The following is a 12,950-nucleotide window of genomic DNA, read 5'->3' as shown; positions in this document are numbered from 1 at the left end:
TCCCGTACGGCGGCTCCGCGTCGGCCGCGGCCTCAGAACATCGCGTTCTCCTGGTACGTGCCCCACTCCGCGCGCAGCGCGTTGCAGATCTCGCCCAGCGTCGCCTCGGCGCGCACCGCGTCCAGCATCGGCGGGATCATCGACTCGCCCGAGCGCGCCGCCGCCAGCATGGCGTCCAGCCCGGCCCGGACGGCCGCGTCGTCCCGGGCCGCCTTGCGCTCCCGCAGCACCCGGACCTGCTCGCGTTCGACCTCGTGGCTGACCCGCAGGATCTCCAGCTCAGGGGTGACGCTGCGCGGGTGGCAGTTGACGCCGACCACGCGCTTGTCGCCCTTCTCCACCGACTGCTGGTACTGGAAGGCCGCCTCGGCGATCTCCCCGGTGAACCAGCCCTCCTCGATGCCGCGCAGGATGCCGGAGGTGATCGGGCCGATCTCGTGGTCCTCCCGGCCCTTGTCCAGGATCCGCTGGAAGATCGCCTCGGCCTGCTGCTCGATCCGGTCGGTCAGCGCCTCGACGTACCAGGAACCGCCCAGCGGGTCGGCGACGTTGGCGACGCCGGTCTCCTCCATCAGCACCTGCTGGGTGCGCAGGGCGATCTCGGCGGCCTGCTCGGAGGGCAGCGCCAGGGTCTCGTCCAGGGCGTTGGTGTGCAGCGAGTTGGTGCCGCCGAGCACCGCGGCCAGCGCCTCGACGGCGGTGCGGACCACGTTGTTGTACGGCTGCTGCGCGGTCAGCGAGACGCCGGCGGTCTGGGTGTGGAAGCGCAGCCACTGCGCCTTGTCGGTCTTGGCGCCGAAGCGCTCGCGCATCCAGCGGGCCCAGATCCGGCGCGCGGCGCGGAACTTGGCGATCTCCTCGAAGAAGTCCAGGTGCGCGTCGAAGAAGAAGGACAGGCCGGGCGCGAAGACGTCCACGTCCAGGCCGCGGGAGAGGCCCAGCTCGACGTAGCCGAAGCCGTCCGCGAGGGTGTACGCCAGCTCCTGCGCGGCCGTGGCCCCGGCCTCGCGGATGTGGTACCCGGAGACCGACAGCGGCTTGTACGCGGGGATGCCCTCGGCGCAGTAGGCCATCAGGTCGCCGATCAGGCGCAGGTGCGGCTCGGGGGCGAAGAGCCACTCCTTCTGCGCGATGTACTCCTTGAAGATGTCCGTCTGGAGGGTGCCGTTGAGCACCGCCGGGTCCACGCCCTGGCGCTCGGCGGCCACCAGGTACATGCAGAAGACCGGCACGGCCGGGCCGCTGATCGTCATCGAGGTGGTGACCCCGCCGAGCGGGATGCCGTCGAACAGCACCTCCATGTCGGCGGCCGAGTCGATGGCCACACCGCAGTGGCCGACCTCGCCGAGCGACTTCGGGTCGTCCGAGTCGTAGCCCATCAGGGTCGGCATGTCGAAGGCGACCGAGAGGCCGCCGCCGCCCGCGTCCAGGATCATCCGGTAGCGCTCGTTGGTCTGCTGGGCGTTGCCGAAGCCGGCGAACTGGCGGATGGTCCAGGTGCGGCCCCGGTAGCCGGTCGGGTGCAGACCGCGGGTGTACGGGTACTCGCCCGGCCAGCCGATCCGCTCGAAGCCCTCGTAGGCCTGCCCGGCGGGCGGGCCGTAGACCGGCTCGACCTCGTCGCCGGAGAGGGTGGTGAAGTCCGCGTCGCGCTTGCGGGCCTTGTCGTACCGCTGCTGCCAGCGCTGCCGGCCCCGCTCGATCTCCTCGGCGTCCATGATCCCGAACTCCGCTCCGTACGGCCGCCGCGGCGACGGGGCGGCACAGCTAGTAGGACGTCCTAACAATTTACTCGGACGTCCTAGTACTTGTCGATGGACAACCCGCCCGCACGGCCCGCGATCCCCCGAAAGGGACCCGGGATCCGGCCCGGGGCCCCGGGAGCCGCCCGAACGGGGTCCGGGAACGCAGGAGCGCCCCTCCCCCGGTCGGGGAAGGGGCGCTCTCGCGAAACCTGGGAGTCGGAGCCCGGAAGCCGGAGCCCGGGGCTCAGACGCCGGCCGGCTGGCGGGCGCCGCCGCCCGCCGGGAGCTGCTCGGCGGCCTCACGGGCCACCTTGCGCTCGAAGACGAAGGAGAGGAACGGGATGCAGCCCGCCGCCAGGGTGAGCACCAGCCGGCCCATCGGCCACTTCAGCTTCTGCCCGAGCATGAAGGTCACCACGAAGTACCCGATGTAGAGGTAGCCGTGCAGCATCGCGACGTACGTGGTCACGTCCTTGGCCGCGTCGAAGCCGTACTTCGCGACCATGAAGCCGCAGAACACCAGCAGCGCCGTACCGGTCGCAATGGCCAGGGCCCGGTACCAGCCCAGCAGGGGGGTCGCCTTCATGATCTTCCTCGCCTCGCTCGGCACGGTCCGCCGGTACGCCCGGATCCGCGCACCGCTCACACGAGGGTAGCCGCCTTCACGCCCGGCCCCTCGCAGCCCCCTCGGACGGCTCGGCGAAGTCGCCGGCCGCGATCCGCAGCGGCCTGAGCAGTTCGAACACCTGGTGGCACTGCTCGGCGTCGTACTCCTCCAGCCCGAACTCCATCGCCATCAGCTCCCGGGTCGCCTCCTCGACCACCTCGCGACCGCGCCCGGTGATCGCGGCCAGCACGCCGCGGCCGTCCAGCGGGTTGGGGCGGCGGGCGACCAGGCCGGCCCGCTCCAGGCGGTCGACGGTGTTGGTGACGCTGGTCGGGTGGACCATGAGCCGCTCGCCGATCTTGGAGAGCGAGAGCTCGCCGGTCCGGCTGAAGGTCAGCAGCACCAGGGCCTCGTAGCGGGCGAAGGTCAGCCCGTACGGCTTGAGCACCGCGTCCACCCGGGAGAGCAGGATCTGGTGCGCGCGCATGACCGAGGTGATCGCCGCCATCGAGGGGACCCCGCCCCAACGGCGGGTCCACAGCTCGTCGGCGCGGGCGATCGGGTCGAAGTCGAGAGCGAGGGGCTTGGCCACCTCCTTACCGTACCGGCGGACGGGACGTGTGCTACCAGGCGTCCTGATGGTGGACAAGCGCAACACGTGGCGGGAACCCGCCAATCGGACGGCCAGGTCCATACCAGGACATTGCGCCGATGTGAACGCGCGGCAACGGGCCACCGGCGCACCGGGGTTGGCCCCGGAGCGGCCCGGCGCCGCGCCACCAGGCTTCGGTTCGGACGGTAACCCGCTGCAAACCAGGACGATTTGCCCCTTTTGTCCATCCGTTCACATTCCTCCGCCGTGGCGGGACTTGGCCAATTCATGAGCAAGACCTGTCATTTGATTTGCTCGATTGTCATGCTTTCGATCAACCCCGTTCGGCAGCCACCACCCCCACCCACCGGTGGCGAAGCCGCTCAGTCCGCACGGGGCCCGCACGTCAGCGCCCGTTCCGCCCCTCAGGTGCCGTCCCCGGCCCCCGGAACGCCGCGCGACCGCGCCCGCTCGCGGTTTTCCGGAAGGACTCGTTCGTGAAGCGAAAGCTCGCCGCAGTCGCCGTACTCTCCGCCACCGCCCTGCTCACCGGTGTCGTCCAGGTGAGCACCGCAGCCGTCGCGGACCCCGCCCCGCAGTCCCAGGGCGCGAAGCAGCGCGCCGACCTGATCGCCCTGGCCAACGGCCAGGCCGGCAAGGTCGCGCACGCCCTGGCCCTGGGCGGCCAGGAGCAACTGGTGGCCAAGGACGCCGTGGTGGACACCGACGGCACCCGCCACCTGCGCTACGAGCGCACCTTCGCCGGCCTCCCCGTCCTGGGCGGCGACCTGGTGGTGCACCAGAAGGCCGACGGCTCGACCACCTCGGTGGACAAGGCCACCGGCGCCACCATCGCCCTGCCGAGCCTCACCCCGCAGATCCCCGCCGACAAGGCCGCCGACCAGGCGACCGGCGCCGTGCAGTCCACCGTGGGCATCGCCGCCGACAAGGACGAGTCCCCGCTGACCGCCGTGCACCAGACCGGCAAGGCCGAGCTGGTCGTGTGGGCCACCGACGGCAGCCCGCGCCTGGCGTACCGCACCACGGTCGAGGGCGAGCGCGCCGACGGCACCCCGAGCCGCCAGCTGCTGGTCACCGACGCGGCGAGCGGCGAGGTGCTCTCCAGCCACGAGCAGGTGCGGACCGCCGCCGGCACCGGCAAGGGCGTCTTCGTCGGCTCCGTCCCGCTGACCACCACCCAGAGCGGTTCGAGCTACCAGCTCAAGGACGCGACCCGCGGCGGCCAGGCCACGTACACCCTGAAGGGCAAGACCTCCGGCTCGGGCACCCTGGTCGCCAACACGACCAACAGCTTCGGCAACGGCCTGTCCTCCAACAGCGAGTCCGCCGCCGTGGACGCCCAGTACGGTGCGGCGGTCACCTGGGACTTCTACAAGAACACCTTCGGCCGCAACGGCATCAAGAACAACGGCGTCGGCGCCACCAGCCGGGTCCACTACGGTTCCAACTACGTGAACGCGTTCTGGGACGACTCCTGCTTCTGCATGACGTACGGCGACGGCAGCGGCAACACCCACCCGCTCACCGAACTCGACGTGGCCGGCCACGAGATGAGCCACGGCGTCACCTCCGCCACCGCCAACCTCAACTACTCGGGCGAGTCCGGCGGCCTGAACGAGGCCACCTCGGACATCTTCGGCACGATGGTCGAGTTCTACGCCAACCTGCCCTCCGACAAGCCGGACTACCTGATCGGCGAGTTGATCAACATCAACGGGGACGGCACCCCGCTGCGCTACATGGACAAGCCGTCCAAGGACGGCGCCTCGGCCGACTACTGGTCCTCCACCGTCGGCAACAAGGACGTCCACTACTCCTCCGGCGTCGCCAACCACTTCTTCTACCTGCTCGCCGAGGGCAGCGGCGCCAAGACCATCAACGGCGTCAGCTACAACAGCCCGACCTCCAACGGCTCCACGCTCGCGGGCATCGGCCGGGACAAGGCCGCCCAGATCTGGTACCGCGCGCTGACCACCTACTTCACCTCCACCACCAACTACGCGGGCGCCCGCACCGGCACCCTGAAGGCCGCCGCCGACCTGTACGGCGCCTCCAGCGCCGAGTACAGCGCCGTCGCCGCGACCTGGGCCGCCGTCAACGTCAACTGACGTACCGCACAGGCGCGTCGGACGCCCGGGTCCTCCGGCAGGAGGGCCCGGGCGTCCGACGTTCCGGGCGGCAGCCCGGGCCGTCCCGGACCGTCGAGACCGTCCGGGGCCGCCCGAGCCGCCCGGGGCTGTCAAGGCCGTCCGGCTGGCGGAGTCCCGCCAGCGGGACGAACCGCCGAAACCGGGCAACGGGCGGCAACCGAACCATCCGTACCGGCACTGGCGGTTCTTGGCCAATCCCGGTAGGCGCCCTGTCCATCCCTGCCAACGATTGTCATGCTTCTGACCAAGTCCCGTCCGACCATCCGCCGCCCCACCCGTTTCCGGCGGATCGTCAGGTACCGCACGGGACCGGCACGTCCGCGCCCTACCGCCCCCAAGGTGCCAACCCCGGCGCCCCGGTACGCGGCGCACCCGCACGCACCCGCGGGTCTCGTGGAAGGAACCCCCGTACGTGAAGCGAAAGCTGACTGTCGGAGCCGTACTCTCCGCCACCGCACTGCTGGCCGGCGTCATCCAGATCGCCGCCGTCCCCGCCCAGGCCGCCGCCCCCTCCCCGGCCCAGCAGCAGTCCGCGCTGCTCGCGCTGGCCTCCGGGCAGAGCGCCCCGGTCGCCCAGGCCCTCGCCCTCGGCGGCCAGGAGAAGCTGGTGCCCAAGGACGTGGTGGTGGACAAGGACGGCACCCGCCACCTGCGGTACGACCGGACCTACGCGGGCCTGCCGGTGCTCGGCGGCGACCTGGTCGTCCACCAGAAGGCCGACGGCTCGGTGAGGTCCGTCGACCGGGCCTTCACCGGGCAGCTGTCCGTGCCCAGCCTGACCCCGGGCCTCGCCGCGCCCCAGGCGGCCGAGAAGGCCACCGCCGCCGTGCGGGCCACGGTCGGCGCCGCCGACCAGGAGGAGGCCGCGCTCAGCCGGGTCGACGGCGCCGGCGCGCCCGAGCTGGTCGTCTGGGCCGCCGACGGCACCCCGCGACTGGCCCACCGCACCACGGTCGAGGGCCAGCGCGCGGACGGCACCCCGAGCCGCCAGGTGGTCGTCACCGACGCCGCCACCGGCCAGGTGCTCTCCACCGACGAGCAGGTGAAGACCGCCACCGGCACCGGCAAGGGCGTCAACGTCGGCAGCGTCTCGCTCACCACCACCCAGAGCGGCAGCTCCTACCAGCTGAAGGACGCCTCCCGGGGCAACCAGTCCACCACCGACCTCAAGGGCGGCACCTCGGGCAGCGGCACGCTCGTCGCCAACACCACCAACAGCTTCGGCAACGGCCTGGCCTCCAACCGCGAATCCGCGGCCGTGGACGCCCAGTTCGGCGCGGCGGCCACCTGGGACTACTACAAGAACACCTTCGGCCGCAACGGCATCAAGAACAACGGCGTCGGCGCGGCGAGCCGGGTCCACTACAGCACCAACTACGTCAACGCGTTCTGGGACGACTCCTGCTTCTGCATGACGTACGGCGACGGCTCCGGCAACACCCACCCGCTGACCGCGATCGACGTGTCCGGCCACGAGATGAGCCACGGCGTCACCTCCGCCACCGCGAACCTCAACTACTCCGGTGAGTCCGGCGGCCTCAACGAGGCCACCTCGGACATCTTCGGCACCATGGTCGAGTGGTCCGCCAACCTCGCGGTCGACCCGGGCGACTACCTGATCGGCGAGAAGCTCAACATCAACGGCAACGGCACGCCGCTGCGCTACATGGACAAGCCCTCCAAGGACGGCGCCTCGGCCGACTACTGGTCCTCCACGGTCGGCAACAAGGACGTCCACTACTCCTCGGGCGTCGCCAACCACTTCTTCTACCTGCTCGCCGAGGGCAGCGGGGCGAAGGTCATCAACGGGGTCAGCTACAACAGCCCGACCTCCAACGGCTCGACGGTGACCGGCATCGGCCGGGACAAGGCGGCGGCGATCTGGTACCGCGCGCTGACCGTCTACATGACCTCCACCACCAACTACAAGGCCGCCCGCACCGCGACCCTGAAGGCCGCCACCGACCTGTACGGCGCCTCCAGCACCGAGTACAACGCGGTCGCGGCGGCCTGGAGCGGCGTCAACGTCAGCTGACCCGCACCACCTCCGGTAGCAACCGGTAGGAAATCGAGCCACCCCCGGTAAGAAACGGCGACAGGCTGCCGCGGCCCTTTGGGAGAGGAGGCCGTGGCAGCCTGTCGACCGTCCACGAGGAGGCCGGAGCCCGAGCGGGGGCCCGGGCGGCCGGCTCAGGCGGTGGCGGGCTTCAGCTCGCCCCGCTCCTCCTTGGCCAGCATCCGCTCGGCGAAGAAGCCGCCGGTGGGCAGCACCGCGAGCACGAACATCAGGACGCCGCGCTTGGCGTCCCACTTCTGCGCCTGCCAGGCCTGGATCCAGAAGACCACGTACAGGATGAACAGGACGCCGTGCACCATGCCCATCACCGGGACGGCGTCGAACGAGGTCGTCCGCTTCAGCACCGAGCAGATCAGCAGCAGGATGAAGGAGACCCCTTCGGGGCCGGAGACCAGGCGCAGGCGGTGGACGGCGCTGCTGTTCACGATGGATACCTCGATATGGGGGGTCGGCGGCGCGGGCTCGCTTGTGAAGCGACTCACAAGCATTCCGGCCCATTATCGCCGAGCCCACGGACGGGACCCCGGCCGGGGGTGGCCACCGTGCCCCATCTCACAGCGGCCGGCCCGGCGCCCGTCCGGTTCCGGCCGAAGCCCCGTCCGGCGCCCGCCCGCCCTGTCACAGCTCTGTGCCGGAACGCCACCGAGCGCGACCGCCCGTCACCCGGAACCCCTATCCTGCTGCCCGCGCGCCCACCGATCCGGGCGCCGAGGCATCGCACACGGGGGGTACTCACCACATGTTCAAGCGCGACTGGGACCGCAGGACCTGCGCCAAGCGCGGCCACACCACCTACGCGCCGACGGAGCCGGAGCTGGCCTCCCGGCTGCACGCGTCGACCGCCCTCGGCGACGCCTGGCGCTGCCTGCGCTGCGGCGACTTCGCGCTGGGCGCCCCGCACGGCTCCGGCCCGGCCGACGAAGCGCCGCTGGTGCCGCGCGGCAAGGCGCTGCGGGACCTGTTCATCCTGCGCTTCCTGGCCGTCGAGCGGGTGCTGCGCGGACTGCTGATCATCGTGGTCGCCTGGGCCGTGTGGAAGTTCTCCAACAGCCAGGACGCGGTGCACCGGGTCTTCGACGAGAACCTCACGGTGTTCAGGCCGGTCACCGACCACTTCCACTGGGACCTCGAACACGCCCCGATCGTCGAGACCATCCGCAAGACCTTCGACTTCAAGAAGAGCACCCTGCTGATCGTCGCGGGCGCGCTGATCGCCTACGCGGTGATCGAGATCGTCGAGGCGGTCGGCCTCTGGCTGAACAAGCGCTGGGCCGAGTACCTGACGGTGGTCGCCACCGCGGCCTTCCTGCCGCTGGAGGGCTACGAGCTGAGCCACCACGTCAGCGCGCTGAAGATCTGCACCCTGGTGCTGAACATCGCGGCGGTGCTCTGGATCATGCTCTCCAAGCGCCTGTTCGGGCTGCGCGGCGGCGTGGTGGCCTTCGAGGCGGAGCGCCACTCGGCCTCGCTGCTGGAGGTCGAGCAGGCGGCCGGCACCGTTCCGAGCCCCGGACAGGGGGCGCACGCCCGGGCCTGACCGGGGCGCGTGCGCCGGGCGTGACCGGCGCGTTTGTCCCAGACCGGTACCAGTCGGCCCACGCACCCTCCCCGCGCCACGGCCGCAGCGGCTAGATTGCGGCCGTGGCACAGTTCAGACTCCAGGGATCGCGCGTGCTCGCCGTCGACTTGGGCGGCGACGCCGTCAAGGCGCGACACGGCTCGATGGTCGCCTACACCGGGCAGATGGCCTTCAAGAAGTTGACCGGCGGCGGGGACGGCCTGCGCGGCATGGTCACCCGCCGGCTGACCGGCGAGAAGATGACGGTCATGGAAGTGAAGGGGCAGGGCACCTGCTACTTCGCCGACAAGGCCACCGAGATCAGCCTGGTGCGGCTGAACGGCGAAACGCTGTACGTCGAGTCGGACAACCTCCTCTGCACCGAGTCCGCCCTGCACACCGGCACCAGCTTCACCGGGCTGAACGGCATGTCCTCGGGCAACGGCCTGTTCACCACCAAGGTGGAGGGCCACGGCTGGGCGGCCGTCACCTCCAACGGCCCGGCCGTCATCCTGCGGGTCGACAAGAGCATGCCGCTGCGGGTGGACCCGGGCGCGTACGTGGCGCACACCGGCACCCTGCAGCGCAGCCTGAAGTCGGGCGCGGGCTGGACCACGATCATCGGCGAGGGCGGCGGCGAGGCCGTCCAGATCGAGTTCACCGGCGAGGGCCTGGTGTACGTCCAGCCCTCCGAGAAGGCCACCATCGGGGGCGACGTCTGATGGGCTTCACGAAGATCAACGGGAAGATGGTCGAAGCCCAGGTGGTGCCCGGGCAGCGGCTGTTCAGCCAGCGCGGCGCGATGCTCGCGTACAGCGGCGACGTCCGCTTCACGCCGAACATCACCGGCGGGCAGGGCGGCGTGATGTCGATGATCGGCCGCCGGGTGGCCAACGAGGACACCCCACTGATGACCGTCGAGGGCCAGGGCCGGGTGATGTTCGGCCACGGCGGCCACCACGTCCATGTGATCGACCTGTTCGGCGACACCCTGTACGTCGAGGCGGACCGGCTGCTCGCCTTCGAGGGCACGCTGCGGCAGTCCACCATGTTCATGGGCTCGCAGGGCGGGGTGATGGGCATGGTCCGCGGCCAGGTCACCGGACAGGGCCTGTTCACCACCAAGCTGGAGGGCCAGGGCTCGGTCGCGGTGATGGCCCACGGCGGCGTCTTCGAGCTGCCGATCACCCCCGGCCAGTCGGTGCACGTCGACCCCCAGGCGTACGTGGCGCACCGCGGCGACGTGCGCAACAAGCTCTCCACGGCGCTGGGTTGGCGCGACATGATCGGCCGCGGCTCGGGCGAGGCGTTCCAGCTGGAACTGTCCGGGCAGGGCGCGGTGTACGTCCAGGCGAGCGAGGAGAAGCTCTGATGTCCTACCCGCCGCAGCCCCCGTACGGTTCGCCGCACAACCAGCCGACCCAGCCCGGCTTCGCGACCCCGCCGCCCCCGCCGGGGTACGGCCCGCAGCCGGGCTACCCGCAGCCCGGCGGGTACCCGCCGCCCCCGCCGCAGGGCTACCCGCCGCCCCCGCCCGGCCACCAGCCCCAGCAGCAGTACCAGCAGCCGCCCCAGCAGCCGTACGGCCAGCAACAGCCGTACGCCCAGGAGCAGTTCGGCGGCCCACTGGCCCCGCTGCCGACCGGCCACGGCGGCACCGGGCCGGTGGTGTGGGACGCCCACAGCCTGCCGGCCGGCGACAACGTCAACCCGTACGCCTTCTCGGTCGACCTGAACGGCTCCTACTTCCTCCAGAAGGGCAAGATGGTCGCCTACTACGGCGACATCACCTTCAAGGGCGTCGGCGCCGGGGCGGTCGACCGGGTGCTCGGCCAGCACTTCAACTCGCCGATGCACGCGGCGGACTGGGTGGTCGCCGAGGGCCGCGGCAAACTGCTGCTGGCCGACCGGGCGTTCGACCTCAACTCGTACGACCTGGACGAGGGCAACCTGACCGTCCGCTCCGGCAACCTGCTGGCCTTCGACCCGACGCTGCGGCTCAAGCAGTCGATCATCCCGGGCTTCCTGACCCTGATCGGCACCGGCCGCTTCGTCGCCGCCTCCAACGGCCCGGTGCACTTCGTCGAGCCGCCGATCCGGGTGGACCCGCAGGCACTGGTCGGCTGGGCGGACTGCCCGGCGCCGTGCCACCACTACGACCACGACTACATGCACGGGCTGATCGGCGGCCTGCGCCGGCTGACCGGCATCGGCGGGGCCTCCGGCGAGGAGCACCAGTTCGAGTTCATCGGCGCCGGCCAGGTGCTGCTGCAGTCGAGCGAGAAGCTGATGGCGGAGCGGTCGGTCGGAGCGGTCGACGCCGAGGCGGGCGTCCCGGTGGGCGGCGTGCCGTCCCAGCCGGGCACGGCCGGGCACGGCGGCGGCAACCCCAACATCCCCGGGCTCGGTAACCTGGGCGACCTCGGACGACGTTTCGGTCTGTAAACTTGTACAAGATTGAACTAAATCGGCTATGCTAGAGGGCATGGATACGCACACGATCGAGACCGCGGACGCCCCTCCGTCGCAGCCCGAGGAGGAGACTCCCTGGCTGACCGCCAGGGAGCAGCGGATGTGGCGCGCCCATCTGGAGGTCGCCAAGCTGCTGGACTACCAGCTCAGCCGCGAACTCCAGCCGCACAACCTCGCGATCAACGACTACGAGATCCTGGTCGTGCTCTCCGAGGCCCCGGACCGCCGGATGCGGATGACCGACCTCGCGACCGCCACCCTCCAGTCGAAGAGCCGCCTCTCCCACCAGATCACCCGGATGGAGAACGCCGGCCTGGTGCTGCGCCAGGAGTGCCCCGGCGACCGCCGCGGCCTCTACGCCCACCTCACCGAACACGGCTGGGAGACCATGCAGCGGGTCGCCCCCGACCACGTGCGCAGCGTCCGGGCCCACTTCATCGACCGCTTCACCCCGGAGCAGCTCGACGACATGTACCAGGCCCTCGCCCCCGTCGCCGAACACCTCCGCGGCCTGCGCGGCAAGCCGTAGCACCCCACGCACCACTCCGCCCCGCCGCGATCCGATCGCGGCGGGGCGGAAACGGTTCGCGGGCCCGCGCGCCCGGCCCGGGTCAGCCGCGGGTCAGGCCGGCGACCAGCTCGTCGGCGGCACCGTACGGGTCCAGGGCGCCCTCGGCGACGCGTTCGGCGAGGACGGCCAGGTGCCGGTCCCCGCGCAGGTCGCCGATCCGGGCGCGCAGCTCGGCCAGCGCGATCGCCTCGATCTCCTCGGCGGCCCGGCGGCGGCGCCGCGCGGCGAGCTCGCCGTGCTCCTCCAGCCAGGCGCGGTGCTTCTCCAGCGCCTCGACCACCTCGTCCACGCCCTCGCCGCGGGCCGCGACGGTCTTGACGATCGGCGGACGCCAGTCCCCCGCCTCCCGCGCCTCGCCGAGGCCCAGCATGTGGTTGAGCTCCCGCGCGGTGGCGTCGGCGCCGTCCCGGTCGGCCTTGTTGACCACGAAGACGTCGCCGATCTCCAGGATCCCGGCCTTGGCGGCCTGGATGCCGTCGCCCATCCCGGGGGCCAGCAGCACCACGGTGGTGTCGGCCTGGGCGGCGACCTCGACCTCGGACTGGCCCACCCCGACGGTCTCCACCAGGATCACCTCGCAGCCGGCCGCGTCCAGCACCCGCAGCGCCTGCGGCGCCGCCCAGGAGAGCCCGCCGAGGTGGCCGCGGGTGGCCATCGAGCGGATGAAAACCTCGGGGTCGGTCGCGTGGTCCTGCATCCGGACCCGGTCGCCCAGCAGCGCGCCGCCGGAGAACGGCGAGGACGGGTCGACGGCCAGCACCCCGACCCGCTTGCCGAGCCGCCGGTAGGCGGAGACCAGCGCCGAGGTGGAGGTCGACTTGCCGACCCCGGGCGAGCCGGTCAGGCCCACCGTGTACGCCCGCCCGGTGTACGGCGCGAGCGCGGCCATCGCCTCCCGCAGCTGCGGCGCGGCGTTCTCGACCAGCGTGATCAGCCGGGCGACCGCCCGCGGCCGGCCCGCCCGGGCCTGCTCGACCAGCGTGGCGACATCGATCATCAGGAGCTCCTTGCGCGGATGCCGAAGGGGCTGCGGGCCGCCCCCCGCCGGGCCCCCCCCGGGGGGGGGGGGGGGCGGGGGCGGGGGGTAGGGGGCGGCGGGGGGGGGGGGGGCACGCCAGGGGGGGGGGGGGGGACCAGGGGAGCAAAGGGGACCCCCC

12 protein-coding genes are annotated in these 12,950 nt (G+C 71.7%); 7 read left to right on the top strand and 5 right to left on the bottom strand.

The features are described from left to right. Positions 1 to 32: 32 nt before the first annotated feature. The 3 genes from ACFY4B_RS15835 to ACFY4B_RS15825 form a co-directional block, all read right to left on the bottom strand. Positions 33 to 1,718, bottom strand: coding sequence for a methylmalonyl-CoA mutase (locus tag ACFY4B_RS15835; protein WP_117489563.1), 1,686 nt, complete (start codon positions 1,716 to 1,718; stop codon positions 33 to 35). A gap of 271 nt (positions 1,719 to 1,989) precedes the next feature. Then, entirely contained in the window at positions 1,990 to 2,331 is a 342-nt protein-coding gene (locus ACFY4B_RS15830) for a DUF3817 domain-containing protein (RefSeq protein WP_049651458.1), read from the bottom strand. Between the two features lie 76 nt (positions 2,332 to 2,407). After that, a complete protein-coding gene (locus ACFY4B_RS15825) occupies positions 2,408 to 2,944 on the bottom strand; it encodes a MarR family winged helix-turn-helix transcriptional regulator (protein ID WP_387822059.1) in 537 nt (178 codons plus the stop codon). A gap of 497 nt (positions 2,945 to 3,441) precedes the next feature. Between ACFY4B_RS15825 and ACFY4B_RS15820 the strand changes: the two genes are divergently transcribed. Both ACFY4B_RS15820 and ACFY4B_RS15815 read left to right on the top strand, forming a co-directional pair. Then, the gene (locus ACFY4B_RS15820; RefSeq protein ID WP_387968287.1) at positions 3,442 to 5,073 is read left to right on the top strand and encodes a M4 family metallopeptidase; all 1,632 of its coding nucleotides are present in this window, start codon (positions 3,442 to 3,444) and stop codon (positions 5,071 to 5,073) included. A 454-nt stretch (positions 5,074 to 5,527) separates the two neighbouring features. Then, a complete protein-coding gene (locus ACFY4B_RS15815; RefSeq protein WP_387968285.1) occupies positions 5,528 to 7,150 on the top strand; it encodes a M4 family metallopeptidase in 1,623 nt (540 codons plus the stop codon). A gap of 155 nt (positions 7,151 to 7,305) precedes the next feature. On the opposite strand, the gene ACFY4B_RS15810 is transcribed toward ACFY4B_RS15815, so the two are convergent. Then, positions 7,306 to 7,680, bottom strand: a complete 375-nt coding sequence (locus ACFY4B_RS15810; protein ID WP_049651454.1) for a DUF3817 domain-containing protein — start codon at positions 7,678 to 7,680, stop codon at positions 7,306 to 7,308. 251 nt (positions 7,681 to 7,931) lie between these two features. On the opposite strand from ACFY4B_RS15810, the gene ACFY4B_RS15805 reads away from it, so the two are divergent. The 5 genes from ACFY4B_RS15805 to ACFY4B_RS15785 all read left to right on the top strand — a co-directional run bounded on the left by ACFY4B_RS15805 (position 7,932) and on the right by ACFY4B_RS15785 (position 11,751). Further along, positions 7,932 to 8,729 carry a DUF2127 domain-containing protein gene (locus ACFY4B_RS15805; RefSeq protein ID WP_049651453.1) on the top strand — a complete coding sequence of 266 codons (798 nt, stop codon included), beginning with the start codon at positions 7,932 to 7,934 and terminating at the stop codon, positions 8,727 to 8,729. A 104-nt stretch (positions 8,730 to 8,833) separates the two neighbouring features. Continuing rightward, the gene (locus ACFY4B_RS15800) at positions 8,834 to 9,472 is read left to right on the top strand and encodes an AIM24 family protein (RefSeq protein ID WP_074001459.1); all 639 of its coding nucleotides are present in this window, start codon (positions 8,834 to 8,836) and stop codon (positions 9,470 to 9,472) included. Then, positions 9,472 to 10,122, top strand: coding sequence for an AIM24 family protein (locus ACFY4B_RS15795; protein ID WP_049651451.1), 651 nt, complete (start codon positions 9,472 to 9,474; stop codon positions 10,120 to 10,122). Before ACFY4B_RS15800 ends, ACFY4B_RS15795 begins: the two co-directional genes overlap by 1 nt. Positions 10,123 to 10,385: 263 nt before the next feature. Further along, positions 10,386 to 11,195, top strand: coding sequence for an AIM24 family protein (locus tag ACFY4B_RS15790; protein WP_049651462.1), 810 nt, complete (start codon positions 10,386 to 10,388; stop codon positions 11,193 to 11,195). Between the two features lie 40 nt (positions 11,196 to 11,235). Further along, positions 11,236 to 11,751 carry a MarR family winged helix-turn-helix transcriptional regulator gene (locus tag ACFY4B_RS15785; RefSeq protein WP_387968283.1) on the top strand — a complete coding sequence of 172 codons (516 nt, stop codon included), beginning with the start codon at positions 11,236 to 11,238 and terminating at the stop codon, positions 11,749 to 11,751. Between the two features lie 82 nt (positions 11,752 to 11,833). Here the strand turns inward: ACFY4B_RS15785 and meaB are convergent, their stop codons facing one another. Next, positions 11,834 to 12,790, bottom strand: coding sequence for a methylmalonyl Co-A mutase-associated GTPase MeaB (meaB, locus tag ACFY4B_RS15780; RefSeq protein ID WP_380745328.1), 957 nt, complete (start codon positions 12,788 to 12,790; stop codon positions 11,834 to 11,836). Positions 12,791 to 12,950: the final 160 nt, after the last annotated feature.

Origin of the sequence: Kitasatospora sp. NPDC001261 (genome assembly GCF_042896795.1) — a bacterium.
GTDB lineage: Bacteria > Actinomycetota > Actinomycetes > Streptomycetales > Streptomycetaceae > Kitasatospora.
Note: the sequence above shows the minus strand (reverse complement) of the source record. Positions and strands in the feature narration are given on the sequence as shown.

Coding starts and splice junctions, on each gene's coding strand:
- ACFY4B_RS15835 (WP_117489563.1), bottom strand. CDS start 1,718: ATGGACGCCGAGGAGATCGAGCGGGGCCGGCAGCGCTGGCAGCAGCGG.
- ACFY4B_RS15830 (WP_049651458.1), bottom strand. CDS start 2,331: ATGAAGGCGACCCCCCTGCTGGGCTGGTACCGGGCCCTGGCCATTGCG.
- ACFY4B_RS15810 (WP_049651454.1), bottom strand. CDS start 7,680: ATGCTTGTGAGTCGCTTCACAAGCGAGCCCGCGCCGCCGACCCCCCAT.
- ACFY4B_RS15805 (WP_049651453.1), top strand. CDS start 7,932: ATGTTCAAGCGCGACTGGGACCGCAGGACCTGCGCCAAGCGCGGCCAC.
- ACFY4B_RS15795 (WP_049651451.1), top strand. CDS start 9,472: ATGGGCTTCACGAAGATCAACGGGAAGATGGTCGAAGCCCAGGTGGTG.
- ACFY4B_RS15785 (WP_387968283.1), top strand. CDS start 11,236: ATGGATACGCACACGATCGAGACCGCGGACGCCCCTCCGTCGCAGCCC.
- meaB (WP_380745328.1), bottom strand. CDS start 12,790: ATGATCGATGTCGCCACGCTGGTCGAGCAGGCCCGGGCGGGCCGGCCG.